This window comes from Micromonospora sp. NPDC048894, assembly GCF_040649765.1.
Classification (GTDB): domain Bacteria; phylum Actinomycetota; class Actinomycetes; order Mycobacteriales; family Micromonosporaceae; genus Micromonospora; species Micromonospora antibiotica.
Genome location: NZ_JBEZFY010000016.1, coordinates 98,556 through 115,520, shown reverse-complemented (window position 1 = coordinate 115,520; position 16,965 = coordinate 98,556). Strand labels below are relative to the sequence as shown.

The window sequence follows — 16,965 nt, the reverse complement described above, 5'->3', positions numbered from 1 at the left end:
CCGGTCGGGCGGCCCGGATACGCTGTGCGTGTCATGACTACCGCAGCCGTGGGCAGCCCGCGCACCTACCAGGTGCGCACGTACGGCTGCCAGATGAACGTGCACGACTCCGAGCGCATCTCCGGCCTGCTCGAACAGGCCGGTTACGTGCGGGTCGCCGACGCCGACGACAACCCGGACGTGGTGGTGTTCAACACCTGCGCCGTCCGGGAGAACGCCGACAACCGGCTCTACGGCAACCTCGGTCACCTGCGCCCCGTCAAGGCCCGGCACCCGGGGATGCAGATCGCCGTCGGCGGCTGCCTGGCCCAGAAGGACCGGGGCGACATCGTCCGCAAGGCACCCTGGGTGGACGTGGTGTTCGGCACCCACAACATCGGCTCGCTGCCGGTGCTGCTGGAACGGGCCCGGCACAACACCGCCGCCGAGGTGGAGATCCTCGAATCCCTCGACGTCTTCCCGTCCACCCTGCCGACCCGGCGCGAGTCGACGTACGCCGGCTGGGTGTCGATCTCGGTGGGCTGCAACAACACCTGCACGTTCTGCATCGTGCCCGCCCTGCGCGGCAAGGAGAAGGACCGCCGCCCCGGCGACGTCCTCGCCGAGGTGCGCGCCCTGGTCGCCGAGGGCGTGCTGGAGGTGACCCTGCTCGGGCAGAACGTCAACTCCTACGGCGTCGAGTTCGGTGACCGGTACGCCTTCGGCAAGCTGCTGCGCGCGACCGGTGAGATCGACGGGTTGGAACGGGTCCGGTTCACCAGCCCGCACCCGAAGGACTTCACCGACGACGTGATCGCCGCGATGGCCGAGACCCCCAACGTCTGCCACTCGCTGCACATGCCGTTGCAGTCCGGCTCGGACGACGTGCTGAAGGCGATGCGCCGGTCGTACCGGTCGGAGCGCTACCTCGGCATCATCGAGAAGGTCCGGGCGGCGATGCCCGACGCGGCGATCACCACCGACATCATCGTCGGCTTCCCCGGCGAGACCGAAGCCGACTTCGAGCAGACCCTCGACGTGGTCCGCGCGGCCCGCTTCTCGTCGGCGTTCACCTTCCAGTACTCCAAGCGCCCCGGCACCCCGGCCGCGACCATGCCCGACCAGCTGCCCAAGCAGGTCGTGCAGGAACGCTACGAACGGCTGGTCGCCTGCGTCGAGGAGATCACCTGGGCGGAGAACAAGCGTCTGGTCGGCGAGACCGTCGAGGTGCTGGTCGCCGTCGGTGAGGGCCGCAAGGACGACCGCACCGGCCGGCTCTCCGGCCGGGCCCGCGACGGCCGACTGGTGCACTTCGCCACCGGTGCGGCCGGTGAGCCGGGCGCGGCCGGCACGATCCGACCGGGCGACATCGTGCACACCACCATCACCTACGCCGCCCCGCACCACCTCAACGCCGACGGTGCCCCGCTGGCACACCGCCGCACCCGGGCCGGTGACGCCGCCGAGGCCGGCCGCGCCCCGCGTACCCCCGGGGTGCTGCTCGGGTTGCCCACGGTCGGTGCGCCGGCCGCGACGCCCGCGCCGACGGCCGGCTGCGCCGCGTACTGACCTCCCGGTCGGGGCCCGCCACCGGCGGACCCCGACCGGTGCGCGGTCAGACCGAGATCCGGCCCGCGCCGGCACCCGCCGTCACGATGGACTTCACGCTGCTCGCGCTGTCCAGGGTGTACTGGTACGGGATGCCGGCGACGCTGCCGCCGGTCTGCCCGGCGGGCGAGTTGACGAAGTGGTTGTTGCGGGCCACCAGGCTGCCCGGCCCGGAGTCGGCCTCGCCGAGGTGGTAGGTGTCCTTGACGTTCTCGAAGTAGTTGCCCTCGACGAGCACCCCGGCGCTCATCGTGGACGCCACGCCGTAGCCGGCGTTGTTGTAGTAGTAGTTGTTGTAGACGTGCACCGGGTTGCCGAAGCGGACCCGGGGGTTGCGCTGCTTGCTGCCGTCGTACCAGTTGTGGTGGTAGGTCACCCGCAGGTGCCCGATGTCCTGGCTGCCGTTGTCGTCGCTGTGCCCGAGCAGCATCGTCTTGTCGTGGCTGTAGACCCGGTTCCAGGAGACGGTGACGAAGTCCGAGCCGCGCTTGATGTCGACGGTGCCGTCGTAGCCGTTGCTGAAGGTGTTGTGGTCGATCCAGATGTTGGTGGCGGAACTCTCCACGTTGATCGCGTCGTCGCTCCAGTTGCGGAACGTCAGGTTCCGGATGATCACGTTGCGGTCGCCGTTGACGGTGAACCCGCAGCCGACGATCGTCGCCCCGGCGTTGCCGAGCACGGTCTTGTTGGAGCGGACCCGCAGCATGCCCGAGCAGTTGATGGTGCCGGAGACCCGGATCACCGCCGCGCCGGTGGCGTTCAACGCGCTGGTCAGCGCCGAGGCGGTGGAGACGGTCGTCGCGCCCGCGCTGCCGCCGCCGGTGGTGCCGCCGTTCTGGGTGGCCCAGCCGACCAGGCCGGTCTGCGGCACGCTGGGCGGCGGGGTGGTCGCCGGGGGCGTCGTCGGCGGGGGTGTGGCCGACGGCGGGGTGGTCGGCGCATTGGTCGGGGCGGTGCTCCCGGTGCAGGTCACCCCGTTGACGGTGAAGCTGGTCGGGACCGGGTTGCTGGAGTTGTTCCAGGTGCCGTTGAAGCCGAACGAGACGCTGCCGCCGGTCGGCACGCTCCCGTTGTAGCCCACGTTGGTGGCGGTCACCGTGCTGCCGCTCTGGGCCACGGTGGCGTTCCAGGCGTCACTGACCGTCTGGCCGGCCGAGTACGACCAGCGCAGGCTCCAGCCCGACAGCGGGTCGCCGAGGTTGCTGATGGTGATGTTGCCGGTGAATCCGCCCTGCCACTGCCCACCGACGGTGTAGCTGACCGCGCAGCCGGGGGCGGCGTGGGCGGCGACGGCGGTGAGCGTACCGGTGGCGAGCAGGGCGACGGTGGTGGCGGCGATCAGCGTCGTACGACGCCGGGGTGTGCGCATGCTGCGTCCCTTTCGGGTGGGACAGGCTGCCGTCGACGGGAGAGCCACCGGTGGATGCCGGTGACCCGGGACGTCGCCGATCGGCCCCTGCCGAGGGGGTCAGGTCGGTACGAGGTGGATCCCGTGTGGTGCGCCCGCAGCCCGGACAAGCGCTTTCCCGAGCAAAGCATAGACAGTGGCAGATGTAAATCGGCGTGCCGGACGCGCGGCGGCGGTGATCCGGCAGGCGGGTCGCCGGTCGACGGGCAACGTCGACCGGCGACCCGCCGGTGGCCACTACGGACGGTCCCGGCTCAGCAGGCGGTGCCCTGGAGCTTCACCGTGGCCGGGGCGGCGGCCGTACCGTTGGCGGTGAAGCCCACGGTGACCGACGCGCCCGCCGCCAGCGACGGCGCGTAGGCCGGCCCGGCGGCGGTCACCGTCGTGCCGGACTGGGTGACGGTGGCGTTCCAACCGCTGACCAGGGTTACCCCGGCCGGCCAGGCCCAGGTCACCGACCACGGGTTGACCGCCGACGAACTGGTGTTCTTCACCGTCAGCTCACCCTGGAAACCACCCTGCCACGCGCTGACCTGCTTGTAGGTGGCGGTGCAGCCACCGGTCGGCGGCGGGGTGGTGGTCGGCGGGGGCGTGGTGGTCGGCGGCGGCGGGGTGGTGGTCGGCGGCGGAGTCGTCGGGCCGGTGGTGGTCGGCGTCGGCGTCGGGGTGCCGGTCGGGTCGGTCCCGCCACCCACCGGCGGGATCAGGTACGGCTGGAGGATCGCCTGCTTGGCGGTGTTGACGTTGGTCCAGTCGTCCAGCGCGATGCCTCCCGTGTCACCCGAGTTCGGGTTCCACGACCAGTAGGTGAAGGACATCCCGTTGACCCCGGTGCCGGTGTAGGCCATCAACTTCTCCAGCCACACCTTGTCCCGGGGGTCGGCCAGGGTGCTGCCGAACTCGCCCATCATGATCGGGGCGATGTTCTGCTTGTAGAGGTAACCCCAGTACCTGTCCCAGATCGCCGGCAGGTTCGCCGGGAAGTCGGCGGCCTTGAACCAGTTCTGCTCGTAGACGCTGGTGGCGTACTCGTGTGGCGAGTAGACCAGCCGGTTCGCCACGTTCAGCCGGACCGGGAACTGCCCGGCCTTGGACAGGTTGCCACCCCACCAGCCGCAGTCCTCGTCGTTGCTGGTGTCGTTGTCCCAGACGTTCGACAGGCCACCGCTGGGGCAGCTCACCCCCTCCACGAAGATCAGCCAGTTCGGCTGCACCGCGAGGATGGCGTTACCGGCCCGCTCGGCGGCCAGCCGCCAGTCCCGGGTGGTGTCGCCGCAGCCCCAGCAGGCGCCGGTCGCGGCCGGGTTGGTGCCTTCGGCGTGCGGCTCGTTGTGCAGGTCCGCGCCGATCACCGTGGTGTTGCCGGCGTACCGCTGGGCCAGCATCTTCCAGTCGGCGAGCCAGGTCGCCTCGGAGACCGTCGGGGTGTACCAGAGCGGCGACTGCCCGGCCGCCGTCGGCCGGTGCCGGTCCAGGATGACCCGCATGCCCTTGCTGCCGGCGTAGGCGATCACCTTGTCGAGGATCTGCAACGGCGAGAGCCCGACCAGGTCCGGGTTGACGAAGTCGTTGATCCCGCTGGCCGTCGCGCCCGGCTTCACCGAGTCGTTCGAGTACGGGACGCGCAGCGTGTTGTAGCCCAGGCTGGCCATCTTGTCGAGCTGCCCGCGCCACGGGTTGTTCGACCACAGGCCGTGGAACGTCCGGTTGTCGGTCTCCATGCCGAACCAGTTGATGCCGGTCAGCCGGACCGTCGCGCCGGTCGCGTCGACGATCTTGTTGCCGTTCGTGTGCAGGTAACCGGTGCCGGTGCCGCCGACTGCGGCGGCGGCCGGCGTGGTGCTGACGGCCGTGGCGACGAGCACGCCGGCCGCGGCGGTGGCGAGCGCGGTGAGCGCGGCGCCGATGATGCGGGGTCGGTACATACGGGCTCCACTTCGAATGCCCGGCGTCGCGACGGCGACGCGGGCGGAAAACCAGGGATTCGCCGGCCGCCGCCCGTCCGTCCCGCTCCTGCGGGGGTACGCGGACAGTGCGCGGCACGCCGGGTCACGTGGACGCGGCCACTCGCTGCGGTGCACCGGCGACTCCCGACGACGGTGTCCGTCGTCGGTGCCCTCGCGCCGGCGGGGTCGACCTGGCTCTGCCGCCCATTCTGATCAGCAGGCCTCGATGCGTCAACCGCAGCCCCTGCGCCCACCGCCGGGCGGGCGTGCCGGTACCGGCGGGGGTGCCCGGCTGGGTGGGCTCGGGTGGGGTGGGTTTTCGGGGTGGGACATGGGGAAGCCCCCGGTCCCGAGGGGGAGCGGGGGCTTCCGGGGCGTTCGGGGTCAGCCGGCCTGCTCGGCGAGCTGGAGGAACTGCCGCTTGGAGGCGAGCGCCTGCTCGGCCTCCTTGACCCGACGGGCGTCCCCGGCGGCTTGGGCGCGGGCGAGCCGCTCCTCGGCCTCGGCGACCTGCGCCCGCATCTGCGCGAGCAGCGGGTTGTCCTCCTTGGTGGTCCGCCGCCAGGCCGAATCCATCACCTCGCGGACCTTGTCGTCGATGGCCCGCAGCCGCCGCTCCAGGCCGGCAGCCGCCTCCCGGGGTACCCGGCCGGCCTCGTGCCACTGGGCCTGGATCTCCCGCAGCTTGGCCTGGGCGCCCTTCGGGTCGCCGTCGACGTCCAGCGCCTCGGCCTCGACCAGCAGCGCCTGCTTGCGCTCCAGGTTGGCCCGCTGCTCGTTGTCCCGGGCCGAGAAGACCTCACTGCGCCGGCTGAAGAAGGCGTCCTGGGCGGCGCGGAACCGTTCCCAGAGCTTCTGCTCCGACTCCTTGGAGGCGCGCGGGGCGGCCTTCCACTGGTTCATCAGCTCCTTGAGCTGGTTGGCGGTGGCCGCCCAGTCGGTGGAGTCGGAGAGCTTCTCAGCCTCGGCGACCAGCTCCTCCTTGGCCGTGTGCGCCTGCTTGCGCTGCTGGTCGAGGGAGGCGAAGTGGGCGCCCCGACGCCGGGTGAAGCCGTCCCGGGCAGCGGCGAACCGCTTCCACAGCTCACCGTCGGCCTTCTTGTCGACCCCCCGGATGGTCTTCCACTCGTCGAGGATCTCCTTGAGCCGGTCACCTGCGGTCTTCCAGCCGGTCGACTCGGCGGCCAGCTGTTCGGCCTCCTCGACCAGGGCGGTCTTGCGGGCGAGCGCCTCACCCCGGGCGGCCTCCCGGGCGGCACGCGCCTCAGCGGCCTTCTCCTCGGCCACGACGGCGAGCTTGTCCAGGCGCGCGGCGAGGGCGTCGATGTCCCCGACGACGTGCGCCTCGGCCAGCGAGCCACGGATCCGCCGGACCGTGCTCAGCGAACCACCCGCGTCGGCGGCACCCGAGTTGAGCCGGGCCTCGGTCAGGTCCACCTCGGTGACCAGGTCGGCGAAGCGACGGGCGAAGTGTGCCAACCCCTCCTCGGGGGCGCCCGCCTGCCAGGATCCGACCACCCGCTCGCCCTCGCTGGTCTTCACGTACACGGTGCCGTCCGCGTCCACCCGTCCGAAGGCAGTCCAGTCGCTCATGTGCACATCCTCGTTCTCCCGGCGTCGACGGGAAACCCCGCACGATCGCCGCCACGGCGCAGCCAACTTGCTCCCGGCATTGTCACAGGTCCGCCCCCGTCCGCGTCGAGCGCCTGTCTCTGACCGTGACCATACGGTGTCCTAGCACCCACACACAGACTCCGTGGGGGGAGTGTCGCATTCCGCCGTACGCTGTACGGTAGGCCGTACGAGATGCTGCCGCCCTATCGACGGGCGGACGAGGAGGAGCAGGATGACCCAGTCCCACACCCGGATGACGCCCCCGGCCGACCCCGGTTTCGTGCCCGACGCGGCCGATCTCGCCGAGCTGGACGCGTGGTTCCGCCACTACGACGCCCTGGCCGAGGCGGGTGACGTCGCCGGCACCGCCGAGCTGGCGATGTTCCCGCTGAACACCGTCACCGACGACGCCTCGGGCGAGGGCTCCGCCCGCCAGCTCGACCGGGCGGCCTACCTGGAGATGATGGGCGGCGTGCTCGGCGGCGGTGGCGACCTGCGGATGGAGAGCCGCCGCACGCCCTACTTCCTCACCCGGAGCCTGGCCGTGGTGCTCACCGAGGCCGAGTTCACCCTCGACGGCGAACGCCAACGGGTGCGCTACGCCGACCTGATGGTCCGCACCGGCGGGCGGTGGCGGTTCCAGACCATGGTCCAGGGCGGCTGGGGCGGCCAACCGGCCTGATCCCGCCGCGGCCTGCCGAACCGGCTGGTTCCGGCGTCGGACGCCGGGCGGGTCCCTCCAGGTGTCGGGCCGTCGGCCGGGTCGCTCCTGGCGTCGGGCCGTCGGCCGGGTCGCTCCCGGTGTCGGGCCGTCGGCCGGGTCGTCCCCGGGCTGCCGACCGACTCGGTTCGGTGGTCGGGCTGCCGCAGCGGTGGGGCAGGCGGGGCGGGCGGTGCCGGGCCGCTAACGTTGCCTGGTGCCTCTGGTCGCCGCCGCCGTCTGCCCGCACCCGCCGCTGATCGTGCCCGAGCTGGCCGGGGCCGCCGCGCCCGAGCTGGCGGAGCTGCGCGCCGCCTGTACCGCCGCCGTCACCGCCCTCCACACCGCCGGGGCGGGCACCGTCGTGCTGGTCGGCGCCGGAGAGCGCACGGTCGAACTGGACCTGCCCCGCCAGGGCAGCTTCGCCCCCTGGGGCCTGCCCCTGGCGGTACGCCTCGGCGGGGGACCGGCCCCCACCGACCCCGGCAGCGGCGACGATCGGCTGCCGCTGAGCCTGCTGGTCGGGGCCTGGCTGGTCGACCGGGTCGCCCCCCCGACATCGGTGGCCTGGCGGATGGTGAGCATCGGGTCCGACGAACCGGTCGACCGGTGTGCCGCCCTCGGGGCCGGCCTACGGGTGGACGGGCCGTGGGCCCTGCTGGTGCTGGGCGACGGCTCGTCCTGCCACGGGCCGAAGGCACCCGGCTACGACGACCCGCGCGCCGGGGCGTACGACGAAGGGGTTGCCCGGGCCCTGGCCGACGCGGACACCGACGCGCTGCTCGACCTGGACCCGGTGGTCTCGGCGCAGCTGGGGGCCGCCGGCCGGCCCGCCTGGCAGGTGCTGGCCGGCGCGGTGAGGGCGGCCGGCGGCGACTGGCGCGGCGAGCTGCGCCACCACTCGCATCCCTACGGGGTGGGCTACCTGGTGGCCTCCTGGTCCCCGCCGGCCGGGACGGACGGGGCGGGCACGGGCGGGGCGGCGCGGTGAGCGGCACGGTCGTCGCCGTGGTCGGGCCGACTGCGGCGGGCAAGTCGGCGCTGAGCATCGCCCTCGCGCACGCCCTCGGCGGGGAGGTGGTCAACGCCGACTCGATGCAGCTCTACCAGGGGATGGACATCGGCACCGCCAAGCTCACCACGGCGGAGCGGGACGGGGTGCCGCACCACCTGCTGGACATCTGGCCGGTCACCGAACCGGCCAGCGTCGCCGAGTACCAGCGGCTGGCCCGCGCGGCGGTCGACGACATCCTGGCCCGGGGGCGGGTGCCGCTGCTCGTCGGCGGCTCCGGCCTGTACGTGCGGGCGGTGCTCGAACAGTTCGAGTTCCCCGGCACCGACCCGGCGGTACGCGGACGGCTGGAGGCGGAACTGGCGCAGCTCGGCCCGGCCCCGCTGCACGCCCGGCTGGCCGGGGCGGACCCGGTCGCGGCGGCCGGCATCCTGCCCGGCAACGGTCGACGCATCGTCCGGGCCCTGGAGGTGATCGAGCTGACCGGGGCGCCGTTCACCGCCTCGCTGCCCGACCCGACCCCGTACTACCCGGCGGTGCAGCTCGGCGTCGACCTCGACACCGCGCTGCTCGACGAGCGGATCGCGGCGCGGGTCGACCGGATGTGGGCCGACGGGCTGGTCGCCGAGGTCCGTACGCTGTGCGGGCACGGCCTGGCCGACGGCCGGACGGCCAGCCGGGCCCTCGGCTACCAGCAGGTGCTGCGGTTCCTGGCCGGGGAGACCGACGAGGCGCAGGCCCGCGACGAGACGGTCCGGGCCACCCGGCGGTTCGTCCGACGGCAACGCTCCTGGTTCCGCCGTGACCAGCGCATCCACTGGCTGGACCCGACCGCGCCGACGTTTGTCGACACTGCGCTGCGGGTCGTCTCCGGGCATCGGCCATGATGGGGGCGTGGAGTTCACCAAGGGGCACGGCACCGGCAACGACTTCGTCATCCTGCCCGACCCGGACGGCACCCTCGACCTGACCCCCGACCTGGTCGCCGGGCTCTGCGACCGACGGCGCGGCCTCGGCGGCGACGGCGTGTTACGGGTGGTGCGCGCCGCGAAACACCCCGACGGGGTGGCCCTCGCCGATGAGGCCGAGTGGTTCATGGACTACTGGAACGCCGACGGCTCGTTCGCCGAAATGTGTGGCAACGGGGCCCGGGTCTTCGTCCGCTACCTGCTCGCGACCGGCCTGGCCACCGCGACCGACGGAACCCTGCCGGTGGCCACCCGCGCCGGCCTCGTGCGGGCCCGGGTCGACGGCGACACCATCGCCGTCGAGATGCGCCGCCCCCGGTTGTACGACGCGTCGCATGCCGCCCTGAGCGGGCTCACCCTGCCCGGCACGGCGGTGGACGTCGGCAACCCGCACCTGGTCTGTGCCCTGCCGGCCGGCATCGACCTGACCGACCTGGACCTGACCCGCGCGCCCGAATTCGACCCCCGGGTCTTCCCACACGGGGTGAACGTCGAGTTCACCACCCCCGGTGCCCCGCTGGACGGCACCGACGGCCACGTGCTGATGCGGGTCTACGAACGTGGCTCGGCGGAAACCCTCTCCTGCGGCACCGGCGCCTGCGCGGTCGCCGCCGTGGCGCTACGCGACGCCGCCCGGGACACCGGCGTCGTGGCGGTCGACGTCCCCGGTGGCCGCCTCACGGTCACGGTGACCACCGACTCGTGCTGGCTCGCCGGCCCCGCCATCCTCGTGGCCACCGGCACCCTCACCCTCCCCTGACCCCCACCCCCGCCGCCCTTCCCACCCCACCCCACCCGTGCCCCCACCCCACCCCACCCCGCTCTGCCCCGCCTCACCCCGTCTCGTCTCGTTGATCAAGAGGTTTGCGTCAGAATCGGCGTGACGGATGACGTAAACCTCTTGATCACCCGGTCCCGACGAGGTGACGCGCGGTGATCAAGAGGTTCGGGTCAAAGATGGCGGGCGGAATGACGCAAACTTCTTGATCACCGGGGCCGGGCGGGGAGGGTGCGTGGTGATCAAGAGGTTTACGTCATGGGTGCCGGGCGGAGTGACGCAAACCTCTTGATCACCGGGGCGAGCCGAGCCTGGGGCGAGCCGAGCCTGGGGCGAGCCGAGCCTGGGGCGAGCCGAGCCTGGGGCGAGCCGAGCCTGGGGCGAGCCGAGCCTGGGGCGAGCCGGGGCCAGTCGAGTCGGGCTGGCCGGTGGGGAGTGGGGCTCGCGGGGGAGGGGAGGGGGTCAGGGGGTGGCGCTGGCGGTGGCGGCGACTTCGGGGAGGTCGGCGGGGCCGGGGTCGGCGGCCGGGGGTGGCGTCGCAGCCGGGTTCTGGGCGGCGGCGCGGACTGCGGCGGCGACCGCCGGGGCGACCCGGGAGTCGAAGACGCTCGGCACGATCACCGTCGGGTTGATCTTGTCTTCGCCGACCACGTCGGCGATGGCCCGGGCCGCCGCGATCGCCATCTCCTCGGTGAACTCCTCGGCGTGCGCGTCGAGCATGCCCCGGAACACGCCCGGGAAGGCGAGCACGTTGTTGATCTGGTTCGGCTGGTCGGAGCGGCCGGTCGCGACGATCGCGGCGTGCTTGCGGGCCTCCCGGGGGTCGACCTCCGGATCGGGGTTGGCCAGCGCGAAGACGATCGCGTCCTTGGCCATGGTGGCGACGTCGTCGCCGGTGAGCAGGTTGGGGGCGCTCACCCCGATGAAGACGTCTGCGCCCCGGACCGCACCGGCCAGGTCGCCGGCGTAGTTGTCCCGGTTGGTGTTCTCGGCCAGCCACTGCCAGGCCGGGTTGAGGCCGGTCAGCCCACGGTGCAGGGCGCCCTGCCGGTCGTACGCGATGATGTCGCCGACGCCCTGGCGCAGCAGCAGTTTCATGATCGCGGTGCCGGCCGCGCCGGCCCCGGAGACGACCACCCGGACGTCCGCGAGCTGCTTGCCCACGACGCGCAGTGCGTTGGTCAGCGCGGCCAGCACGCAGATCGCGGTGCCGTGCTGGTCGTCGTGGAAGACCGGGATGTCCAGCAGCTCCCGCAGCCGTGCCTCGATCTCGAAGCAGCGCGGCGCGGCGATGTCCTCCAGGTTGATCCCGCCGTACGCGGGGGCGATGGCCTTGACGATCGCCACGATCTCGTCGGTGTCCTGGGTGTCCAGCACCACCGGCCAGGCGTCCACCCCGCCGAAGCGCTTGAACAGCGCCGCCTTGCCCTCCATCACCGGCAGCGACGCCGCCGGGCCGAGGTTGCCCAGGCCGAGCACGGCCGAGCCGTCGCTGACCACGGCGACCGTGTTGCGCTTGATGGTCAACCGCCGGGCGTCCGCCGGGTTCTCCGCGATCGCCATGCAGACCCGGGCCACCCCCGGGGTGTACGCCCGGGACAGCTCGTCGCGGGTCCGCAGCCCGACCTTCGAGTGCACCTCGATCTTGCCGCCGAGGTGCAGCAGGAACGTCCGGTCGGACACCTTGCGCACGTCCACCCCGTCGAGCGCGGTGAGCGCCTCGACGACCTGGTCGGCGTGGCCGGCGTCGGCGGTGTCGCAGGTGAGGTCGACGATCACGTGGGTCGGGTCGGAGTCGACCACGTCGAGTGCGGTGACGATCGCGCCGGCCTCGCCGACCGACGTGGTCAGCCGGCCGATCGAGGAGGCGTCCGCGGGGACCGCGATCCGGATCGTGATCGAGAATCCGGCACTCGGCAGTCTGGTGATGGCCACGGAAATACCTCCGTCGTCGCTGGCGGCTCGTCGCCATTTCTACTCGCCCACCGGGCCGCGGCGGCAGCCGCCCCCGCGTTCGGCGACCTCCACCACGGGCATATAGCAGTCGCGTTCCGCGTTGACCCGTGTCAGGATTACTCGGTACATGCACAGAACGGACAGGAGACGCAGCTTGCGCGACCAGGAGACCCACACCCCCTTCTCGGACGACGACCTCGACGCCACGACCGGTGAGTACGAGCTGTCGGAGCGGCAGGCGTTGCGGCGGGTCCCCGGCCTCTCCACCGAGCTGACCGACGTCACCGAGGTCGAATACCGCCAGCTCCGGCTGGAGCGGGTCGTCCTCGTCGGCGTCTGGACCGAGGGCACCCAGCGCGACGCCGACAATTCGCTGACCGAGCTGGCCGCCCTGGCCGAGACCGCCGGTTCGCAGGTGCTCGAAGGGCTGATCCAGCGCCGCAGCCGCCCCGACCCGGCGACCTACGTCGGCCGGGGCAAGGTCGACGACCTCAGCGCGGCGGTGCTCTCCACCGGGGCCGACACGGTGATCTGCGACGGTGAGCTGTCCCCGTCCCAGCTGCGCAACCTGGAGCAGCGCACCAAGGTCAAGGTGGTCGACCGCACCGCGCTGATCCTCGACATCTTCGCCCAGCACGCCAAGAGCAAGGAGGGCAAGGCGCAGGTCGAGCTGGCCCAGCTCGAATACCTGCTGCCCCGGTTGCGTGGTTGGGGTGAGTCGCTGTCCCGGCAGAGCGGTGGCTCCGGGCGCGGCGGTGGTGCCGGTGGCGGCGTGGGTCTGCGTGGCCCCGGTGAGACCAAGCTGGAGACCGACCGGCGGCGCATCCGGAACCGCATCGCCCGGCTGCGCCGGGAGATCAAGGCCATGAAGACGGTACGCCAGACCAAGCGCGCCCGTCGGTCCCGTAACGCCGTTCCCGCGGTCGCCATCGCCGGTTACACCAACGCCGGCAAGTCGAGCCTGCTCAACCGGCTCACCGGCGCGGGCGTGCTGGTGGAGAACGCGCTCTTCGCCACCCTGGACCCGACCACCCGCCGGGCCACCACCTCGGACGGGCGGCTCTACACGCTGTCCGACACGGTGGGTTTCGTCCGGCACCTGCCCCACCAGATCGTCGAGGCGTTCCGTTCGACGCTGGAGGAGGTCGCCGAGGCCGACCTGGTGGTGCACGTGGTCGACGGCACCCACCCCGACCCGGAGGAACAGGTCCGCGCGGTGCGGGAGGTGCTCTCCGAGGTCGGTGCCGACCGGCTGCCCGAGCTGCTGGTGGTCAACAAGACCGACGCCGCCGACGAGGAGACCCTGCTGCGGCTCAAGCGGCTCTGGCCGGACGCGGTCTTCGTCTCCGCGCACAGTGGGCGTGGCCTTGAGGGGCTGCGTGAGGTGATCGAACAGCGGCTGCCGCGTCCGGCCGTGGAGGTCCGCGCGGTCCTGCCGTACGACCGGGGTGACCTGGTTGCCCGGCTGCACCGGCAGGGTGAGGTGCTGAGCACCTCCCACCTCCCGGAGGGCACCCTGCTGCACGTGCGGGTGGGGGAGGCGCTCGCCGCCGAGTTGACTCCGTTCGTGGCGGCGGGTGACCCTGCGGTGGCCGGCAGTCGGTGAGCGCTGCGGTGTGACCTGAGGTTCATGGCGGCATGCGACACTGACGCCATGCGCCGCGCTGTCTCCTCGGTCACGGTTGCCCTCGCCCTGTTCGGCGTGGCCGTGGCACCCGCTGCTGCCGCAGCGGCACCGGTCTCCGCTGCCACCTCCGGGGCGGCGTCGGTCCTGGCCACCCCCGTCGGGACGGTGCCGCTGGCCGGTGCGGTGCCGTTGACCGGTGCGGTGCCGTTGGTCGGGGTGGCGCCGTTGGCCGTCGCCGGCAAGAAGAAGTGCACCATCACGGACGAGCGGCTGCGGGAGCTGTCCGGCCTGGTCGCCACGAAGACCGGCTATGTCGTGATCAACGACGGCACCCTCCAGGAGAGCCGCAAGCGGGTCTTCTTCCTCGACACCAAGTGCAAGATCGCCAGGGAGCCGGTCAAGTTCTCCGGCGACGGCCCGTTCGACACGGAGGACCTGGCCCTCTCCCCGGACGGCAAGACGCTCTGGATCGCCGACACCGGTGACAACGTGACCAGCAGGGAACGGCGTACCCGGGTCGCGGTCTGGACGATGCCGGTGACCGGGTCGAAGCAGCCGGTGCTGCACCGGCTGTCGTACCCGGAGCGCAAGCCGCACGACGCCGAGGCGCTGCTGATCGGCGCGGACGGGTCGCCCCTGGTGATCACCAAGGTGCCCAGTGGCAAGGCGGAGATCTTCACCCCGGAGACGAAGCTCGACAGCGGCGGCAACGCCGATCCGGTGCCGATGAAGAAGGTCGGCGAGATCACCCTGCCCAAGACCACCACCGACAACCCGCTCAACATCATCGGTCGGGTGGCCATCACCGGGGCGGCCCGCTCGCCCGACGGCAGCCGGGTGGTGCTGCGCACCTACGCCGACGCCTTCGAGTACGACGTCAAGGGCGATGACATCGTGGCCGCGTTGACCACCGGCAAGCCCCGGGTCACCCCGTTGGCGGACCCGTTCGGCGAGGCCATCTCGTACACCCCGGACGGCACCGGGTTCGTGACCGTCTCCGACGGCGGGGAACTCTCCCCGGAGGACCCGATCGACATCCTCGGCTACACCCCGTCCACCAAGGGCGCGGAACCAGTCGAGGGCGCGGCGGGAGCCAAGCCGGCAGCCGACAGGTCCTGGTACGACAACCTGAGCCTGGACCAGATCACCTACCTGATCGGTGCGGTCGGGGTGGTCGGCGCGGTGCTGGTCGGGGCCGGCATCGTCGGGATCGTGCGGTCGCGCAGGCGGGCCGCGGCGGCCGGCGAGATGCCTGACGATCCCGACGACGAGGTCTTCACCTCCGGCGCGGTGTCCCGGGCCGAGGGCTTCCCGGCCGGTGAGTCTCCCCCTGCCGCCGAACCGGCCCCGGACCGGCCGCGTACCGGCGGTGTCTACGGTGCTGCGGCAGGTGGTGGCCCCGCCCGGCCGGCCGGCGGCGCGGTCTACGGCGGAGGTCGGCCCCCAGCGGCAGCCGCAGCGGTTCCCTCCGGCGGTCCGGGAGGTAGCAGCCCTGCGGGCGGCGGACGTCCGGCGGGTGGTGGTGTCTACGGCGGAGGTCGCCCTGCCGGCGGTGGTGTCTACGGTGCCACCCCGGCCGGCGGTGCCGGTCCACGCGGTGCCACCCCGGCCGGCGGTGCCGGTCCACGCGGTGCCACCCCGGCCGGCGGTGCCGGTCCACGCGGCGGTGCCGACGGTGCTGGTCCGCGCGGTGGCGCCCCGGGTATCGGCCCGCGCGGTGGTGCTTCGGGCGGTGGTGCCCGGGGTGGTGCGCCGGCCGCCGCCGACCCGCGCGGTGGTGCGCCGGCTGGTGGACGCGGCGGTGTGCCGGCGGGTGGGCGTGGTGGTGCGCCGGCCGGTGGACGCGGCGGTGTGCCGGCCGATGGGCGTGGTGGGCCGCCGGGGATCCGTGGTGGTGCCCCGGTGGCCGGGCGTGGCACCCCGCCGGGTGGCCGTGGCGGCCCGCCACCGGAGGGGCGCGGTGGTGCGCCGGTCGGTGCCCGTGGCGGTCCTCCGCCGGGTGGACGTGGTGGCCCTCCGCCGGGTGGTCGTGCTGCGCCGCCGGCCGGTGGGCGTGGCGGTGCTCCGGTGGGTGGTCCCGGTGCTCCTCCCGCCGGTGGGCGTGGCGGTGCTCCCGCTGGTGGGCGTGGTGCCGGCCCGGCGGGCGGGCGGGGTGGCGCTGCGGGTGGTGGGGACGGTGTCTACGGTGCCGGGCGGGCCGAACCGCCACGGCGTGAGGGTGGGCCCCGGGAGCCGCGTTCCGGTCCACGCCGGGACGACGACCACGACGACCGGCGGGGCGGCCAGTACGGCCCACCGCCCGGCCGCAGCGGCGAGCGTTACTGACCTCTCCCCAGGTCGCGGGCGTGCGCGGTCGACCAGGCACGTGCCGCGGCCGTTGCGGGGCGGGGCACGGTCACCGGGGACGGCACCGGCAGCCTCCGCCGGAGGCTGCCGGGCGGGACGAGGTCAGATCCGGCGGAGCACGGCCACGACCCGGCCCATGATGGTGGCGTCGTCACCGGGGATCGGGTCGAAGGCCGGGTTCTGCGGCATCAGCCATACGTGACCGTCGCGTCGCCGGTAGGTCTTGACGGTCGCCTCACCGTCGAGCATCGCGGCCACGATGTCACCGGCCTCGGCGATCGGCTGCTGCCGCACCACCACCCAGTCGCCGTCGCAGATCGCCGCGTCGAGCATCGAGTCGCCCTTGACCTGGAGCATGAAGACCTCGCCCTCGCCGACCAGTTCGCGGGGGAGCGGGAACACGTCCTCGACCGCCTGCTCGGCCAGGATCGGCCCACCGGCCGCGATCCGGCCCAGCATCGGCACGTACGCCGGGGTGGGGCGCTGGGCTCGGCTCAGCTCGTCGTCGGCGTCGACGGGGGCGCGGACGTCAACCGCGCGGGGGCGGTTGGGGTCGCGGCGCAGGAAGCCCTTCTTTTCCAGCTCCTTGAGCTGGTAGGCGACGCTGGACGGGGAGACCAGGCCGACCGCCTCGCCGATCTCGCGGACGCTCGGCGGGTAGCCGTGCCGCTCCACCCAGCTGCGGATGAATTCGAGGATGCGGCGCTGGCGGGCGGTGAGGTCGACGGCGGCCGGGTCGGGGAAGCCGCTGACCACCGGCGTGACCTGGCGGACGGCCGGTTGGCCGGTCCGGCTGCGGGCGGCGCGGGGACGCCGAGTGGCCGGGGGACCCGCCTCGGCGATCGGCTGCGGGTTCTTCTGCCGGTTGGCCCGGTCCTCGGTCACGTCCGTCCTCCCTGGTCGGCGCTGGGTGCCTTGGCGGCTCGTGGTGCGCGCGGGGTGTCGCGGTGCCGGACCGACGTGGTGCGCCGTGCCCGGTCGTTCATGACCGTATAGGTGAGATCGGTCATTTTCAAACATCTG

Annotated in this window: 11 protein-coding genes and 1 pseudogene; 7 read left to right on the top strand and 5 right to left on the bottom strand. The window is 73.0% G+C overall.

The window, feature by feature from the left end; genetic code table 11:
• Nucleotides 1-33: 33 nt before the first annotated feature.
• On the top strand, nucleotides 34-1,548 hold the full coding sequence (miaB, locus tag AB0C22_RS27010) for a tRNA (N6-isopentenyl adenosine(37)-C2)-methylthiotransferase MiaB (RefSeq protein WP_357537784.1): 1,515 nt from the start codon (nucleotides 34-36) through the stop codon (nucleotides 1,546-1,548).
• Between the two features lie 46 nt (nucleotides 1,549-1,594).
• On the opposite strand, the gene AB0C22_RS27005 is transcribed toward miaB, so the two are convergent.
• From AB0C22_RS27005 to AB0C22_RS26995, 3 genes are all read right to left on the bottom strand, one after another.
• The gene (locus AB0C22_RS27005; protein WP_357537782.1) at nucleotides 1,595-2,956 is read right to left on the bottom strand and encodes a cellulose binding domain-containing protein; all 1,362 of its coding nucleotides are present in this window, start codon (nucleotides 2,954-2,956) and stop codon (nucleotides 1,595-1,597) included.
• Nucleotides 2,957-3,249: 293 nt separating this feature from the next.
• Nucleotides 3,250-4,920 (bottom strand): cellulase family glycosylhydrolase, encoded by a 1,671-nt coding sequence (locus tag AB0C22_RS27000; protein WP_357537780.1) that lies wholly within the window; start codon nucleotides 4,918-4,920, stop codon nucleotides 3,250-3,252.
• A gap of 405 nt (nucleotides 4,921-5,325) precedes the next feature.
• A complete protein-coding gene (locus AB0C22_RS26995; RefSeq protein WP_219468615.1) occupies nucleotides 5,326-6,534 on the bottom strand; it encodes a DUF349 domain-containing protein in 1,209 nt (402 codons plus the stop codon).
• Between the two features lie 253 nt (nucleotides 6,535-6,787).
• On the opposite strand from AB0C22_RS26995, the gene AB0C22_RS26990 reads away from it, so the two are divergent.
• From AB0C22_RS26990 to dapF, 4 genes are all read left to right on the top strand, one after another.
• Nucleotides 6,788-7,237, top strand: coding sequence for a hypothetical protein (locus AB0C22_RS26990; protein ID WP_357537778.1), 450 nt, complete (start codon nucleotides 6,788-6,790; stop codon nucleotides 7,235-7,237).
• 235 nt (nucleotides 7,238-7,472) lie between these two features.
• Nucleotides 7,473-8,246: a class III extradiol dioxygenase subunit B-like domain-containing protein gene (locus AB0C22_RS26985; protein ID WP_219468619.1), complete on the top strand. Its 774-nt coding sequence runs from the start codon at nucleotides 7,473-7,475 to the stop codon at nucleotides 8,244-8,246.
• Entirely contained in the window at nucleotides 8,192-9,154 is a 963-nt protein-coding gene (miaA, locus tag AB0C22_RS26980; protein ID WP_357537827.1) for a tRNA (adenosine(37)-N6)-dimethylallyltransferase MiaA, read from the top strand. Before AB0C22_RS26985 ends, miaA begins: the two co-directional genes overlap by 55 nt.
• A gap of 7 nt (nucleotides 9,155-9,161) precedes the next feature.
• Nucleotides 9,162-9,995 carry a diaminopimelate epimerase gene (gene dapF, locus AB0C22_RS26975; RefSeq protein WP_219468623.1) on the top strand — a complete coding sequence of 278 codons (834 nt, stop codon included), beginning with the start codon at nucleotides 9,162-9,164 and terminating at the stop codon, nucleotides 9,993-9,995.
• A gap of 480 nt (nucleotides 9,996-10,475) precedes the next feature.
• Here the strand turns inward: dapF and AB0C22_RS26970 are convergent, their stop codons facing one another.
• Nucleotides 10,476-11,948, bottom strand: coding sequence for an NAD-dependent malic enzyme (locus AB0C22_RS26970; RefSeq protein WP_208569565.1), 1,473 nt, complete (start codon nucleotides 11,946-11,948; stop codon nucleotides 10,476-10,478).
• Nucleotides 11,949-12,096: 148 nt separating this feature from the next.
• Between AB0C22_RS26970 and hflX the strand changes: the two genes are divergently transcribed.
• Nucleotides 12,097-13,575: a GTPase HflX gene (gene hflX, locus AB0C22_RS26965; protein ID WP_357537775.1), complete on the top strand. Its 1,479-nt coding sequence runs from the start codon at nucleotides 12,097-12,099 to the stop codon at nucleotides 13,573-13,575.
• A 48-nt stretch (nucleotides 13,576-13,623) separates the two neighbouring features.
• Nucleotides 13,624-15,165, top strand: a pseudogene (locus AB0C22_RS26960) (hypothetical protein); the annotation flags it as partial.
• A gap of 879 nt (nucleotides 15,166-16,044) precedes the next feature.
• Here AB0C22_RS26960 and lexA read toward each other — a convergent pair.
• Complete coding sequence (gene lexA / locus AB0C22_RS26955; protein WP_208569562.1) at nucleotides 16,045-16,827, bottom strand: transcriptional repressor LexA; 783 nt, start codon at nucleotides 16,825-16,827, stop codon at nucleotides 16,045-16,047.
• Nucleotides 16,828-16,965 lie beyond the last annotated feature (138 nt).